The sequence below is a fragment of the Rhizobium leguminosarum bv. viciae genome, assembly GCF_012276115.1.
Lineage (GTDB): Bacteria > Pseudomonadota > Alphaproteobacteria > Rhizobiales > Rhizobiaceae > Rhizobium > Rhizobium leguminosarum_T.
This window is the reverse complement of record NZ_WIEU01000002.1, coordinates 131913-147038: the sequence shown is the minus strand read 5'-3', so window position 1 is coordinate 147038 and position 15126 is coordinate 131913. Positions and strand designations below refer to the sequence as shown.

Here is a 15126-nt window from a genome sequence, read left to right as displayed (position 1 = left end):
TTGGTTTTTCGGGAGGCAATCGTCGCCATGGTCGAACTTGCGCAATCGCTGGCATCCATCAAGCTGCCGGACCTGTCCGGCAAGGCCGTGCTGATCACCGGCGCCTCGACCGGCATCGGTGCGGCGCTCGCCCGCGCCTTTGCCGCTCAAGGGGCAAAGGTCGGCGTGCATTACAATGCCAGCCGCGAACCGGCGGAAAAACTTGCTGAGGAAATCCGAGCTGCCGGCGGCACCGTGCATCTGATCCAGGGCGACGTGTCGAGGGAAGGCGAGACCGAGCGTGTCGTCGACGAGACGGCGAAGACCTTCGGTCATCTCGACGGTCTCATCAACAATGCCGGCGGCATGCTGGGGCGCAAGCCCACCTCGGAATATACCGACGCGCATTATGCCGCGGTCATGGACCTCAACGCCCGCTCGGTGCTGGCGGCAACACGTGCGGCGCATCCCTGGCTGAAAAAGCAGGGTGGCTTCATCATCAACACCACCTCGATCGCCGCGCGCAATGGCGGCGGCAATGGTGCGATCCTCTATGCGGCGTCCAAAGGCTTCGTTTCGACGATCACGCGCGGTCATGCCAAGGAATTCGTCGCCGACAGGATCCGCGTCAACGCGGTGGCGCCGGGCGTTATCGCGACACCCTTCCATGAGCGTTATACCAATGACGAGCAGATGGAACTGCAGCGCAAGTCGATCCCGATGGGTTTCGTCGGCACATCGGAGGATTGCGTCGGTGCCTATCTCTTTCTCGCCTCGCCGACGCTGTCTGGCTACATCACCGGCCAGATCATCGAGGTCAACGGCGGCCAGCTGATGCCGTAAACGCCTCCTTAGGGAGGCGCATCGTTCCCCTTTCCCTTTGCGCGAGGGAACTTTTGAAGCGCCCTCACGTTACCCGCTTGGTAAAGTCATCAAGCGGGGCACCATGAGCTTTTCATTTTCGGAACTCGACTTCCTCAAGCCGGAGCTCGGGGCGGAATATATTGGCTCGGGCACCCATTTCGCCATCTTCTCGGCCCATGCGGAACAGATCGAACTTTGCCTCTTCTCGCCTGATGGAAAGAAGGAGGTCGCCCGGTTGCCGCTGCCGAAGCGCGAAGGCGACATCTGGTCCGGATATATTGCCGGCGTCGGCCCCGGCACGGTTTACGGCTATCGCGCTCATGGTCCCTACGATCCTGCCGCCGGCCATCGCTTCAATCCGAACAAGCTGCTGCTCGATCCCTATGCCAAACAGGTCACGGACGAGCTTATATGGGACGATGCGCTGTTCGGTTATCAGATCGGCGAGGACGACCTTTCCTTCGACGAGCGCGACAGCGCGCCCTTCACGGTCAAGGGCGTGGTGCAGGATCCGGATTTCGATTGGGCGGGAGAAGAGGCAATCCGCCGCCCCTGGCCCGACACCATCATCTACGAGGCGCATGTGCGCGGCATGACGATGACGCATCCGAAGGTGCCTGACCGGCTGCGCGGCACCTTTCTCGGCATGTGCAGCGATCCGATCATCGACCATCTCGTCAAGCTCGGCATCTCGGCGATCGAGCTGCTGCCGATCCAGTATTTCCTCGACGATCGCTATCTCCTGGAAAACAACCTCAGCAACTATTGGGGCTATCAGACACTCGGCTTCTTCGCACCTCAATCGCGTTACATGTCCGGCGACAAGATCACCGAAATCAAGACCATGGTGAAAAAGTTCCATGCCGCCGGCATCGAGGTCATCATGGATGTGGTCTATAACCACACTGCCGAAGGCAGCGAGAAAGGACCGACGCTGTCCTTCCGTGGACTCGACAATGCGAGCTATTACATTCTCTCCCCCGATGATCCGCGCCATACCTTCGATACGACGGGGACCGGCAACACGCTGAATGTCGCCAACCCGATGGTGATGCGCATGGTGCTCGACAGCCTGCGCTACTGGGTGGGCGTCATGCATATCGACGGCTTCCGCTTCGATCTCGCCAGCACGCTCGGGCGGCAGGATCTCGAATTCGACCGCCAGGGCGGTTTCTTCGGCGCCATCCGGCAGGATCCGATGCTGTCAGGCGTCAAGCTGATCGCCGAACCCTGGGATATCGGCGAGGGCGGTTATCAGGTCGGCGGCTTCCCGCATCCCTTCCGCGAGTGGAACGACAAGTTCCGCGACGACGTCCGCCGTTTCTGGAAGGGCGATGGCGGCATGGTGTCGGAGGTGGCGGCCCGCGTCACCGGCTCGGCACTGCAGTTCAACCATTCCGACCGTGGAGCGACCTCCTCGATCAATCTTCTGTCGGCGCATGACGGCTTCACGCTGATGGACACGGTCTCCTTCAACGACAAGCACAACGAGGCGAACGGCGAGGATAACCGGGACGGCCATTCGGACAATCACTCCGACAATATGGGCGCCGAGGGTGCGACCGATAATGCCGATATCAACGCCGCGCGGGCAAGGCGGCGGCGCAACATGATGGCGACGCTGATGCTCTCCCAAGGCGTGCCGATGATCCTTGCCGGCGACGAGCTCGGCAACAGCCAGGGCGGCAACAACAACGCCTATTGCCAGGACAACGAAATCGGCTGGACGGATTGGGCGGGGCTCGACGACCCCTTCCTCGATTTCTGCCGACAGGCCGTCGCCTTCCGCAAGGCCCATCCGGTACTCCGGCAGGAGCGGTTCCTGACCGGAGAGACAGCCGAGGACGGCCGCATCGAGATCGCCTGGTACAGACCGGACGGCGGCTTCATGGATGACGGTGCTTGGAACGATGATGAACTGCGGGTGCTCGGCGTCTATCTCTCGAAGAGCGCGAATGCGCCCGAGACCGAGACGATGGATGACCTCTTCCTCATCTTCAATGCCGGCGGCGACTGCGAATTCCACGTGCCGGAGGTAAACGGACTGACGAAATGGTCGCGGATTGCCGACACCGGGGCCGAGAGGGATGCCTTTAAGGTTCGCGATCAGGATAATCCGGTCATGGTCTATGCCCAGAGCGTTGCCGTCTTTGCGCCGGAGGGGCAGACCGAGCCGCTGAAGGACATGACCAAGGCCGGGCGCCGGTGGTGGTTTCAGTTCGGCCGCAGGAGCAAGTAACGGGTCGCAGACATGAATGCCGAAGCCATCACCGACCTTGGTCTCGTCTATGTCAGCGATACCGAACCAGGCATCCGCAGACGAAGGAAGGGTAAGGGCTTCAGCTATGTGATGCCCGACGGCACGACGCTTGCCGACGAATTGCAGCGGGCGCGCATCCGCGCGCTCGGTCTGCCGCCGGCCTACGAGAATGTCTGGATATGCCTCTACGACAACGGCCATCTGCAGGCGACGGGTTTCGACGCGCGCGGGCGCAAGCAATACCGCTACCACAAGGATTGGCAATCCTTCCGAAGTGCGGGAAAATTCCATCAGCTGATTGAGTTCGGCCGGGCGCTGCCTCGGATCCGCCGGACCGTGCTGCGCCATCTCGACACCGGTGCGGAGGATGTCAACGGCGTGCTTGCGGCTTTGACGACGCTGCTTGACGAGGCACACTTACGCGTCGGCAACCAGGCCTATGTCAGCGAGAACGGCACCTATGGCGCAACGACGCTGCTGAAGCGCCACCTGAAGATCGTCGACAGTCAGATAGAGCTGAAATTTCGCGCCAAGGGTGGCAAGCGCGTCCAGCGCAGCCTCAAGCATCCCAGGCTGCAGAAGATCCTGGAGGAGATAGCCGACCTGCCCGGCCGCCAGCTCTTCGTCTGGAAGGACGAAAGCGGGGCGCTGAAACCAATCGATTCCGGCCGGTTGAACGCCTATCTGGCCGAAATATCGGGCATTCCGATTTCCGCGAAAACCTTCCGCACCTGGGCCGGATCGCTGGTGGCCTTCGGTGTGGCGCGTGAGACGATCCTCAGTGGCGGCCGGCCGACGGTAAAGCAGATGTCGGAGGCCGCGGCCGAGGCGCTGCACAACACACCGGCGATCTCGCGCTCGAGCTATATTCATCCCGCGATCATCGCGCTCGCCGGCAACGATCATCGGCTGATCGAGAGCGGTAACGAGCCGCTGCGGGGCTTGCGGGCCGAGGAAAACAGGCTACTTGATTTCCTCACAAGCGAGATCGAAGAATGAGCCCCAGACATCCGCCGGTATCTGATGTATCGCTGACCCATCCCGACCGGCTCTACTGGCCGGACGAGGGCGTGACCAAACAGGCGCTGGCGGATTATTACGCCGCGGTGTGGCCATTCATGGCGCCTTATGTCGTCAACCGGCCCTTAGCACTGCTGCGCCTGCCGGACGGGATAAAAAGCCACCAGCGGTTTTTCCAGAAACATGCGTGGAAAGGCATGAATCCCCATATCGAGGAGATCGCCGACCCGCAGGATGCGGACGGCGAAAAATTGCTGCGCATCGCCGATTTCAACGGGCTCGTGGCGCTGGTGCAGTCGGCCGTGCTCGAAATTCATCCCTGGGGCGTAACGACCGACGATTGGGAAAACCCCGACATGATCACCATGGACCTCGATCCCGGCGAGGACGTGGCCTGGAGCGCGGTAATTTCGGCAACGCTTGAATTGAAGACGCGGCTGGAAGCCCGCGGCCTGGCTGCCTTCGTCAAGACGTCGGGCGGCAAGGGGCTGCATGTGGTAACGCCGCTCGCGCCGAAGGCCGGCTGGGCGGAAGTGAAGGATTTCGCCCATTCGCTGGCCGAAAGCATGTCGGCCGACACGCCGGAGAAATATCTGGCAACGGCGACGAAGGCAAAACGCGGTGGACATATCTACATCGATTATCTGCGCAACGGCCGCGGAAACACGGCGGTCGCGGCCTATTCGACGCGGGCACGATCGGGTGCGCCAGTTTCGATGCCGCTGGATTGGTCAGAATTGAACGAGGTGAGCGGTCCCGCCGCTTTCACGCTCGGCAACGTGCCGCAACGGTTGGAGACCCGGCTGACAGACCCTTGGGGAAATTTCTTCGATGCGGCGGTGCCGCTCGAATGAACGGCTCTATCCTTTGCTTTACGCAATTCCCGGCAAAACCGCTTCGCGCTTTGCCTGGGATTGCTCTTAACTCATCCCGCACCGTCGAGCTCAGGATAGTGCCTGAAAATCCCTTCCTCGTTGAAGGCGAGGCGGCGGGGGGAGGCTAGATAGCGGGCAATGTTCGGACGTTTCGCCACCGCATCATGCAGCGCCAGCAGGGCGGGATATTCCGCCTTGCGGTTTGTCATGGCTCTCGGGAAGGCGTAGCTCAGGCCCTCGATCACCTGGAAGAGCGAGAGGTCGACATAGGTGAGCGCATCGCCGACGATATGGTTGGCGCCTTTTGGGTTCTGCCGCAGCACCCGCTCGAAATAGCCGAGGAATTTTGGAATGCGGTCGCGAATGAAAGCGGCTGAGCGGGCTTTTGCCTCTGGCTTCTGGTCCTCGTAATAGAGCGAAATGTCGATCGGGTGATGCGTATCGTGCACTTCGGCGACGAAATCGGTGACGGTCAGCTGCAGGCCGTTGACGACATGGCGAAGGCCTTCATCCTTAGGCGCAAGGCCGAGCTTCGGGCCGAGGTAAAGCAGGACGTTGGCGACATGCGGGATAATGAGATCGCCGTCCTTCAGGAAGGGCGGCGCAAAAGGAATGTGCGGTTCGCTGTCGCTCTTCATGATGTCGAACATGGCGCCGGTACCGCGTCCGGGCTGGCGGGTGATGTCGATATAGTCGGCGCCGGCTTCCTCCAGCGCCAACCGCACGAATTCGCCGCGGCCTTGAATGCCGTCCCAATAATAAAGTTCGTATGCCATGAGCACTCAATCCTTCGGTTGACGACCGAAGTCTTTTCGCAGTTCGTCCTTGGCTTTTTCAAGGGTGCCGCGCCGCTTTTTCGTCAGCTGGTCGCCGGCGCGGTTGATGTAGAAAGTCAGCATCGACATGGCGGCGCGGAAGGGACTCGACTTGCGGCGATCGCTCTCCTCGGCGGAGTGCTTGACGGAGCGGGCAATCTTCTTCGGATCGTCCGATTTGAACACGCCTTCCTTCAGGTCCATCGCATCGCTGTGTTCGGTGACGTCCTGCGACCATTTCTTCTTCGATTTGGCCATGGGTTAAACTCCCTATGCGGCTGACGGAAAGCCTCCGCTTGCCGCATCAGTTGTTAATGGTGGCTGTGGTGTTCGTTGCGCTTGCGCGTCGCAGCGGCCTTCTTCGCGGAAGCGGACCGTTCCTCCTTCGAGCGTGCGGCGGATGCCGCGCCGCCGATGCGGCCGCCCTTTTCGGAGGATTCATGCGTATCCTTCTTGCCGCGGCCGGAACCGGATTTGTTGCCGCCGCCGCTTTCCTTGTTGACGGTCGCCCAGGCACGCCGTTCGGCTTCCTTCTCGGAGACGCCGCGATCCTCGTAGCCCTCCTCGATGTGCTCGGCCTTGCGCTTCTGCTTGTCGGTATAGTCGGATTTGTCACCTCTCGGCATCTCGGCCTCCTCTGGTTTGCAAAGGGACTGAACCGATCAGGAGCCCAAAAGTTCCGGCCGCGGTCGTGGCCCGCAAGGCCCGGATTCGGAACAAAGGCCGGTTTTATTAGGTTTCCGATGGGAACGGCCTGCACAGCAAAGAAAACACAGAGATACTCTAGGCGCCAGGCCGCTGCTGGACGGCGTTCTTGATCGCCTGGTCGAGCGCCGTGCTGCTGAAAGGTTTTGACAGCAGCACCGAGCCGGGGAGACGGTTTGCATCCGGCAGGCTGCTGTTGCCGGTGGCAAAGACCAGGCCGACCGACGGAAAGGCCTCGCGCGCCTTGGCGGCAAAGACCTGGCCCGACATGCCGGGCAGGCCGACATCGGCGACGATGATGTCGACAATGGTGTGTCCGAGGATTTCCACGCCCCTTTCGCCGCTGTCAGCTTCGATCACGTCATAGCCGAGATCCTGCAGAATCTCGGCAGTATCCATCCGGATGAAGGCGTCGTCTTCCACGAGCAGCAGCTTCAGCTTTTCGCGGGCGATCTCGGGGTGTTTGGCAGAGGCCACTGCGGCATCGCTCGCCCCTTGGCGGCGTTGCGTCCTGATAGTAAGCACGTGGCGGATCTTGCGGGCGAGTTCCTCGCGCGTATAGGGCTTGGAGAGCAGTTCGAGGCCGGGATCGAGCCGGCCGCCATGGACGATCGAATTTTCGGTATAGCCCGATGTGTAGAGCACGGCGATGTCAGGCAGACGCTCGCTCGCCATGCGGGCAAGCTCCGGGCTCCGCAACGGACCGGGCATGACGACATCGGTAAAGAGCAGGTCGATATGGGCGCCGCTTTCGATCACGGTGAGCGCGCTTTGCGCATCCTTGGCCTTCAACACGTAGTAGCCGAGATCCGACAACATCTCGACGACGGTGACGCGCACGCCCTCGTCGTCCTCGGCGACAAGGATGGTTTCCGTGCCCCCGGCGGCCGGTACGCTGTCGGCGGCCGTGACCCGATCCTCGCTCCGGAATGAGCGGCTCAGGTAGAGCTTGACGGTCGTGCCTTCGCCGATCTCGCTGTAGATCTTCACGTGGCCGCCGGACTGCTTGACGAAGCCGTAGACCATCGACAGGCCGAGACCGGTGCCCTTGCCTTCCGCTTTCGTCGAGAAGAAAGGCTCGAAGGCCTGCTCCTTCACCTCCTGAGTCATCCCGGATCCTGTATCGGTCACGGCGAGCACGACATATTGGCCAGCGGTGACTTCAGGATGGATGCGGCTGTAGGAATCGTCGAGGAAGGCGTTGCCGACCTCGATCGTCAGCTTGCCGGCGCCATCCATCGCGTCGCGGGAGTTGATCGCAAGGTTGAGCAGTGCGTTTTCGATCTGGATCGGATCGGCGAAGGTGTTCCAGAGGCCGCCGGAGATCATGGTCTCGACTTCGATCTCCTCGCCGAGTGCGCGGCGCAGCATGTCGTCCATGCCGGTGACGAGACGACCGATGTTGACGACCTTCGGTTCCAGCGGCTGGCGGCGGCTGAAGGCGAGCAGCTGGCTTGCCAGCCGAGAGCCGCGTTCGACGGCGGCAAGCGCGTTGGAAATGCGTTCCTTGCCCCGGCCGCTATCTGGCACATCCTTGCCGAGAAGCTGCAAATTGCCTGAGATCACCTGCAGCAGATTGTTGAAGTCATGGGCAACACCGCCGGTAAGCTTGCCGATCGATTCCATCTTCTGCGACTGCTGCAGCGCTGCTTCGGCCTGCTGGCGTTCGGCAATCTCGGCCGCGACGCGAACCTCGAGCATTTCATTGAGTTTCCGCAGCTGATCTTCCATGTCGCGGCGCTGGTCGATTTCGACTTTGGCGGCACGGAAGAGCCGGATATTGTCGATCGCGACGGCCGATTGGCCGGCGAGGCTGACGAGGCTCGCCTCGGCCGCTTGGGAAAAACGGCCGGGCTGGCCGTGACCGAAGAACAAGCCGCCGATGACGCTGCCGTCGCGTGATTTCACTGGCACGGCAAGATAGCTCCTGACGGGAAGATGCCCCTTCGGCATGCCTGCATGCGGCTCATTCTGCCCGTAGCGCGGGTCGAGGAGGATGTCGTCGGAGCGCACGATGCCTTCGCCGTTGAAGGTCGGCGCGAAGACCTTGGTATTGCGCGGCATCGGGAATTTCTCGAAGGCCTTCCGATCGACGCCGGCGAGCGCATAGAGCATGTAGCTGCCGCCCTCGCCATCATCGACATTGTAGAAGAAGGCGCCGAATTCCGCGCCGGTCAGCGTCACGCCGGCATCGACGACAATCTGGGTGAGGCGTTCGACACTGAGCTCGGCGGTGATCGCCGCACCCGCCCGGTTGACGACAGTAAGCGCCTCCGATTTTGCACGCAGTTCTCCCAGCGCGCTCTGTTCGCCGCGCTTGGCCGACACCTGGTCGGTGACATCGAGGGCCGCGCAGAGGATGCCGGCGACCCTGCCGTTATCGTCGCGCAGCGGGGTGTAGGAGAAGGTGAACCAGGTGTCCTCGGTACGCCCGTCGCGGCGCATCGGGATGAGCAGCTCTTTGAAGAGCTGCGAGCTGCCGTCCAGCGTGCTGGCGATGATCGGCGAGAACTGTTCCCAAATATCCGCCCAGACCTCGCGGAAGGGTCTTCCGAGGGCATCGGGATGCCGCTCCGGGAAAACAGGCACATAGGCGTCATTGTAGAGAAAAGCGAGATCCGGACCCCAGGCAACGAATTTAGGCTGGCGCGAATTCAACACCATTTCGGCGATATGCTTGAGAGACGCAGGCCAGCTTTCGACCGGACCGAGACCGACGGCGTGGAAAGCCGGATGCCGTAACAATTCGCCGATTTCGCCGCCGCCTCTCGGCCAGCCGTTCCCGACGCTTCCCATTCAAAATCGCTTTCTTGTCGTCAGCCGCGCCGGGGTGATCGGCCACCTCGGGGTTCAGCCCTTCCAAACCGTCAACATAGAGGCTTCCGATGGGAGGGAAAGGGCGCGGTCGAAATATCCTTAACTGCCGGGTGTTCAACACTTTTAGCAGTCTGCAAACGTCGCCTGCGAGGTGTTATTTTCGATAGAGTTTTTGCGATGCGGCAAAGGCGCGGCCGATGTAGACGGAGACCAGCTGAACCGGCGCGCGCGGATCGCGAAAAACCAGTCCGACGAGATTGTCGACGACAAGGATAAACCCGAGCGCGAGACCGAGGTAGAGCAGTGCGGCGATAACGAGGAGCGACATCTCCATCCCTCACACGATCGCGGTCGAAACGCGGCCGCTGGCGGCGAAGAGCGGGATTGAGAGGATTTCGATACGGCCGTCGTTCATGGCAACTTCCCCGGTTTCGCCATAAACAGCCATGGGATGCTCTTGTTCCCGATTATTCGGGCAGGGCTCAACTTTTTTTGGAAGCCTCAAAGCTTGCAGCGTCATCCGGCCTCTGTTCACCCCCGCATGGAAGCCCCACCCCTGCAATTCAATATCGCACAACCAATTCAGGCATATGACAACAAAGGATCAAGGGCGTCGAGACGACGCCCTTTTTAATCGAGATGCTCAGTATTCTAGTGTTCAGGACGCGGTCTTGCGGCTCGCGGTGCGCTTTGGCGCCGGCGTAACCACGCCATTCGTCTTGGCGCCTGTCGCGGTGCGCTTCGTCTTGGGCTTGACCTCTTTGCCCTTGGAAGACGCAGCCGAGCCCTCGAGCGCGTCGCGCTCGTCTCGTGCCTGTTCCCAATGGATGGAATCTCGCCCTGTCGGATAACCCTCTTGTTCCCAGAGGGTGTATGCACGTTTTTTGATCCACTCTTCCCGAGTTTCTGCCATCGCTGATCTCCAGTCACATGATGCCGTCGTTCGAACGCGATACTGCTTGGATGGTTCCAGAGGAGGGGAGCTCTTTCAAGCGAAATCGCGCCGCAACCGGAAAAATTTCGCATCGCAGCATATTAGGGTTGAGAATCGGCCTTCACTGGGGACCGAAACTCCACCGCCTTGTGCAGATCTGAGACGAAATCCAGGCGCTGCCGGCGCTGCTCCGCCTCGTCGCGGATGCGCAAGAGATAGGAGGGGTGGATCGTAACCAGGACAGGCGGACGGTTTTCCGGATGCAGGATATGGCCGCGCTCGGGCGTCAGCTTCACCTTCGGACCGAGCAGCGCATAAAGCGCGCTTGCACCGAGCGTCACGACGAGCTTCGGCTGCAGGATGTTGATCTCTGCACCGAGCCACCAGGCGCAACGCCTGATCTCGCCGGCATTCGGTTTTGCATGCAGCCGCCGTTTGCCGCGCGGCGTGAACTTGAAGTGCTTGACGGCATTGGTGACGTAGCAGCGCCGGCGGTCGAGGCCGGCCTCTTCGAGGCAGCGATCGAGCAGGCGGCCGGCGGGGCCGACAAAGGGCCTGCCGGTCAGATCCTCCTGGTCGCCCGGCTGCTCGCCGACAAGGACGATCTCGGCTTTCACAGGGCCTTCGCCGAAGACGACTTGCGTGGCATTCCTGTAAAGGTCACAACGAGTGCAGCCTTCGGCCTGATCCCGGAGTTCGGCAATGCTTTCGGCATCCGCGACTTCGAGCGCCAATGCGGGACCGATGTTTGCGGCGATGTTCATGATGGCGATCCTCACCTCCTTGGGATCAATCGATCCGCGCAGGGATTGTTCCCTGCCGAAACGGCCGGCGCCGAGCCGGCAAAATGATCACGGCGAAAAATTTCGCGTCATGAGAGAGCGACGGCGCGATTGAACGCCGCCGTTTCGCGGCTATATTCGCCAGCGATGTTCTATCTCCTGTCGACCTACTGGCCGCATATCCTCTTTGTCGTCTCGATCGCCATGGGGGCCGCGGCGGCGATCCATGCCGCCATGACCAAAGAGGAGGTGCGCGCCGCGATCGGCTGGGTCGGCGTCATCATCCTGTCTCCGATCATCGGCGCGGTGCTCTATGCGATTGCCGGCATCAACCGCATCCGCCGCAAATCGCTAAGCGTCCGCCGTGACGCGCTGCTGCTTGCGGCCGAATTCGATGAGTTGGAGACATTCGATGCCGAGGCCGAGACGGTGATCAGCCAGTTCGGCCGCCGTTTTGCGGCGCTGCAGACGCTGGGAGACCGGGTGACCCGCAATCCGCTGACTTCAGGCAACACGATCGATGTGCTGGAGAGCGGCGACGAGGCCTATGCGGCGATGAAATCAAGCATCGACGAGGCGACGCGCAGCATCCTGCTCGAAACCTATATCTTCGACCGCGATACGGTCGGCCTTCGCATCGCCGATGCGCTGATCGCGGCGGTCAGGCGCGGTGTGGAGGTCCGGGTGCTGATCGACGCGGTCGGCGCGCGTTATTCGGTGCCGAGCATTCTCGGCTATCTCAGGGAGGGCGGCGTCACCGTCGCCGTCTTCAACGGCAATGTCATCATGGGCTTGCGGCTGCCCTATGCCAACCTGCGCACCCACCGCAAGATTTTGATCGTCGACGGGAAAATTGCGCTGACGGGCGGGATGAACATCAGGGCGGGCTTCAGCGAGGAGGCGACAGGCGAGAGCTTTGCCCACGACACGCATTTCAGCGTCACCGGCCCTGTCGTGGCCGACCTCTTCGACCTTGCCGCCGAAGACTGGCGCTTCTCCACGCAGGAGTTGTTGAACGACGAGGCCTGGCGCATCGAACTGCCAGAGCGCAGCCCCGGCGATCCCATCCTGATGCGCGTCGTCGCCTCCGGCCCGGACCGCAGCGTCGAGACCAACCACAAGATGCTGACGGGCGCCTTTTCCGTGGCGCGCCAATCGATCCGCATCATGTCGCCCTATTTCCTGCCGGACCGTGAACTCATCAGCGCCCTGGTGACGGCGGCGCGGCGCGGCGTCGAAGTCGATATCGTCGTGCCTGCTGTCAACAACCTCGTGCTGGTCGACCGGGCGATGACGGCGCAATTCGATCAGATCCTCAAGAACTACTGCCGCATCTGGCGCTCCACCGGCAGCTTCAGCCATTCGAAGCTGCTGACGATCGACGGCACCTGGGCCTATGTCGGCTCTTCCAATCTCGACCCGCGCTCGCTGCGGCTGAATTTCGAGGTCGATCTCGAAGTGCTGAACGAGGGCTTCGCCGCCGAGATCGACGAGCACATCGAGGAAACCTTGAAAACGGCAACGCCGGTGACGCTTGACGGGCTGCAGGCGCGACCCTTCGCGGTGCGGCTGCTCGAGAAGGTGCTGTGGCTGGGCTCGCCCTATCTCTGACGGATTTTTTGCATTCTGACATGGCAAGTTCCGTCCGGCTGCCTATACTGCCGAATGAGTAGCCCTTTTGATCAACGGAACAAGTGCGCCGCCCGATGCACGCCAGGAAAGACAGCCTTCCCGCCAGCATTCTCGCCTCGATCAGGAGCAGGAAAAAGCGGCTCGACGCGGCCTATACGGAGGCAAGGCCGCGCAGTGCGGGAACGCTGATCGCCTCCTATAACGTGCACAAATGCATCGGCACTGACCGCCGCTTCGATCCGGAGCGCACCAGCCGCGTCATCCATGAAATCGACGCCGACGTGATCGCGCTGCAGGAGGCCGACACGCGCTTTGGCGAGCGCACCGGCATTCTCGATCTCGGGCGGCTGGAGCGGGAAACGGGACTGATCGCGGTACCGGTTGCCGGCATGGCGAAGGCGCATGGCTGGCACGGCAATGTCGTGCTCTTCAAGAAGGGGCTGGTGCATGACGTGCATCAGGTCAAGCTGCCGGGGCTGGAGCCGCGCGGCGCGCTGGTTGCCGAGATCGAACTCGAGAAGGGCGGGGTGCTGCGCATCATCGCCGCGCATTTCGGGCTGCTGCGCCATAACAGAGCCCAGCAGGCCCGCATGCTGGTCGAACTCATCAACGACAGGCACGAGATGCCGACTATCCTGCTCGGCGACCTCAACGAATGGCGGCTCGGCGACCGCTCCTCGCTCAACACCTTCCAATCCGCCTTCGGACCGCTGCCGGCCGCCGTCCCGAGTTTCCCCGCCGGTCTGCCGCTTCTGGCGCTCGACCGGATCATCGCCAACCGCAAGGGGATCATCTCGGAGGTGGAAGCGCATGATACGCCGCTCGCACGCATCGCCTCCGACCACCTGCCGATCAAGGCGCTGATCGATCTGGAGCCGGTGCCGGGCTGATATCAAAGCCGACAGTGGGTGCCGCCTCCGTGGTCACTCCGCCCGGCGCCTTCACCTGGCTATGGCTGAAACCTGATCGGCTCGATCCAGGTGATCCGGGCAGCGCTGCCGCATTTGCGGTGGCAGGGCGGCGGCCGCATCCTGCAGGTGTCTTCGGAAGGCGGACAGATCGCCTATCCGAATTTCAGCCTCTATCACGCGACCAAGTGGGGCATCGAAGGCTTCATCGAAGCCGTTTCGCAGGAGGTCGCCTCCTTCGGCATCGAATTCATCATCGCCGAGCCAGGTCCGGCGCGGACCGATTTCGGGCGCGGCCTGGTCGCGCCGCAACCGATGGAAGCCTATGACGCGACGCCGGCCGGCGAAATCCGCCGCGCCATCGCCGACGGCAGGTTCGAAGCAAAGGGTGATCCCGTCAAGATGGCGCAGGCGATGATCGAGGCTGCCGAACAATACTCGGCTCCGAAGCGGCTGGCGCTCGGCGCCGGCAGCTATGCCTCGATCCGCAAGGCGCTGGTCGAGCGGTTGGCTGAGCTCGACGCCTTCAAGGAGGTGACGATATCAGCCGATGTCGATGGCTGAACGCGGCCAGCAAATGTCGCTGCCGGCGCCGGCCGGGTCGATGTCAGCCGGCGCGCTATGTCCAATCCTGCAATGTGCGCTAGAGAGCGCCTGCTGCCTGCAGCAGCTTGCGATCGAGATCGACTGCCACGCAGGCACCGGAGCGCGCAGCATCCAACTGTTGTTGAAGACGTAATGCGGGCCGTCGGCAACGTGGGTTGCCGCAAATTTGAACAGTTGGCCGCCGGTGTGCAGGTCGTGGGTGGGGCGAGGCTTTCGCTGGTCCCAGCCCAGATTTCCGTAGACGTAGAAATAGCCCGATCGTCCCACCTGCACTCTCGGAACGTAAGCGGCGTCGGTTTAACGGCGCTGCATAGCGTAGCACCCACAGCCGGGCTGTTTCTTGCGCAGAGCGGAAAAGTGTTTCCCTTTGTGAGGTCTTTTTCCCGAAGTTCAGGAAGTTAAGTTTCGACCCACGGCGGAGGAAACAGCCGTTGGGAGGATTTCATGAGCTTCAATTTGGTTTGCCGGGTCGGCCTTGTTGCGCCTGCCTAAGCAAGCGTCGAGCCCCTGCAGTCGGGAAACGTGATTTCCCAAGACCTCGACCGAGCCGGTCCTCCGGCAGTCCGAAACTCAAAAATCAAGAAGTAGATCGATGATCAAGCATATCGTCATGTGGGACGTCCGTGGGGAAAGCGCTGAGGAAAAGCGGGCCGCCGCCTTCGACCTCAAGGCAAAGTTCGAAAGCCTCCGCGGGGAAATCCCCGGACTGTTGTTCCTTGAGGTCGGCATCGACTTCTCTCGCGTCGACTACGCCTGCGATGTCGTGCTCTATTCCGAGTTCAAGGACGAAGCGTCCCTTGAGGGCTACGCCACTCATCCCGCGCACCTGCGGGTCAGGGATTCCCTGAAGGACGTCCGGATCGCCCGACACCAAGTCGACTATTCCCCGTTTAAGAGCGCCAGCGCGCATGCAAGCGCCGACTGAGGCG

General features: G+C 61.8%; 16 protein-coding genes and 1 pseudogene. 8 read left to right on the top strand and 9 right to left on the bottom strand.

Translation table 11 applies throughout. The features are described from left to right. Positions 1–27: 27 nt before the first annotated feature. The 4 genes from GFM02_RS03980 (at position 28) to ligD (ending at position 4977) form a co-directional block, all read left to right on the top strand. Complete coding sequence (locus tag GFM02_RS03980; RefSeq protein WP_026265610.1) at positions 28–822, top strand: SDR family NAD(P)-dependent oxidoreductase; 795 nt, start codon at positions 28–30, stop codon at positions 820–822. A 103-nt stretch (positions 823–925) separates the two neighbouring features. After that, on the top strand, positions 926–3082 hold the full coding sequence (gene glgX, locus GFM02_RS03975) for a glycogen debranching protein GlgX (RefSeq protein WP_168266394.1): 2157 nt from the start codon (positions 926–928) through the stop codon (positions 3080–3082). Between the two features lie 12 nt (positions 3083–3094). Further along, positions 3095–4102, top strand: coding sequence for a DNA topoisomerase IB (locus GFM02_RS03970; RefSeq protein WP_168320876.1), 1008 nt, complete (start codon positions 3095–3097; stop codon positions 4100–4102). Beyond that, entirely contained in the window at positions 4099–4977 is an 879-nt protein-coding gene (gene ligD, locus GFM02_RS03965; protein WP_168320875.1) for a non-homologous end-joining DNA ligase, read from the top strand. Before GFM02_RS03970 ends, ligD begins: the two co-directional genes overlap by 4 nt. A gap of 71 nt (positions 4978–5048) precedes the next feature. Here ligD and GFM02_RS03960 read toward each other — a convergent pair whose 3' ends face one another. The 8 genes from GFM02_RS03960 to GFM02_RS03925 form a co-directional block, all read right to left on the bottom strand. After that, positions 5049–5774 carry a glutathione S-transferase family protein gene (locus GFM02_RS03960; RefSeq protein WP_168320874.1) on the bottom strand — a complete coding sequence of 242 codons (726 nt, stop codon included), beginning with the start codon at positions 5772–5774 and terminating at the stop codon, positions 5049–5051. Between the two features lie 6 nt (positions 5775–5780). Further along, positions 5781–6071: a DUF3175 domain-containing protein gene (locus GFM02_RS03955; protein WP_020053081.1), complete on the bottom strand. Its 291-nt coding sequence runs from the start codon at positions 6069–6071 to the stop codon at positions 5781–5783. Between the two features lie 53 nt (positions 6072–6124). Beyond that, a complete protein-coding gene (locus tag GFM02_RS03950) occupies positions 6125–6439 on the bottom strand; it encodes a hypothetical protein (protein WP_011655053.1) in 315 nt (104 codons plus the stop codon). A 157-nt stretch (positions 6440–6596) separates the two neighbouring features. Then, positions 6597–9314 (bottom strand): hybrid sensor histidine kinase/response regulator, encoded by a 2718-nt coding sequence (locus GFM02_RS03945; RefSeq protein WP_168320873.1) that lies wholly within the window; start codon positions 9312–9314, stop codon positions 6597–6599. A gap of 175 nt (positions 9315–9489) precedes the next feature. Beyond that, positions 9490–9663, bottom strand: coding sequence for a hypothetical protein (locus tag GFM02_RS03940; RefSeq protein WP_003548963.1), 174 nt, complete (start codon positions 9661–9663; stop codon positions 9490–9492). A gap of 9 nt (positions 9664–9672) precedes the next feature. Continuing rightward, positions 9673–9855 carry a hypothetical protein gene (locus GFM02_RS03935; protein WP_020052618.1) on the bottom strand — a complete coding sequence of 61 codons (183 nt, stop codon included), beginning with the start codon at positions 9853–9855 and terminating at the stop codon, positions 9673–9675. 138 nt (positions 9856–9993) lie between these two features. Continuing rightward, positions 9994–10248, bottom strand: coding sequence for a DUF2934 domain-containing protein (locus GFM02_RS03930; protein ID WP_026265559.1), 255 nt, complete (start codon positions 10246–10248; stop codon positions 9994–9996). Positions 10249–10370: 122 nt separating this feature from the next. After that, complete coding sequence (locus GFM02_RS03925) at positions 10371–11033, bottom strand: UdgX family uracil-DNA binding protein (RefSeq protein ID WP_168320872.1); 663 nt, start codon at positions 11031–11033, stop codon at positions 10371–10373. Between the two features lie 165 nt (positions 11034–11198). On the opposite strand from GFM02_RS03925, the gene GFM02_RS03920 reads away from it, so the two are divergent. The 3 genes and pseudogenes from GFM02_RS03920 to GFM02_RS03910 form a co-directional block, all read left to right on the top strand. Further along, a complete protein-coding gene (locus GFM02_RS03920; protein WP_168320871.1) occupies positions 11199–12662 on the top strand; it encodes a phospholipase D-like domain-containing protein in 1464 nt (487 codons plus the stop codon). Between the two features lie 95 nt (positions 12663–12757). Beyond that, positions 12758–13573: an endonuclease/exonuclease/phosphatase family protein gene (locus tag GFM02_RS03915; protein ID WP_168320870.1), complete on the top strand. Its 816-nt coding sequence runs from the start codon at positions 12758–12760 to the stop codon at positions 13571–13573. A gap of 69 nt (positions 13574–13642) precedes the next feature. After that, a pseudogene (locus GFM02_RS03910) lies at positions 13643–14155 on the top strand (SDR family NAD(P)-dependent oxidoreductase); the annotation flags it as partial. Here the strand turns inward: GFM02_RS03910 and GFM02_RS03905 are convergent. Further along, on the bottom strand, positions 14135–14464 hold the full coding sequence (locus GFM02_RS03905; protein WP_168320869.1) for a hypothetical protein: 330 nt from the start codon (positions 14462–14464) through the stop codon (positions 14135–14137). The pseudogene GFM02_RS03910 and the gene GFM02_RS03905 overlap by 21 nt on opposite strands. 325 nt (positions 14465–14789) lie before the next feature. Here GFM02_RS03905 and GFM02_RS03900 point away from each other — a divergent pair, with 325 nt between their 5' ends. Continuing rightward, positions 14790–15122, top strand: a complete 333-nt coding sequence (locus GFM02_RS03900) for a Dabb family protein (RefSeq protein WP_168320868.1) — start codon at positions 14790–14792, stop codon at positions 15120–15122. Positions 15123–15126: the final 4 nt, after the last annotated feature.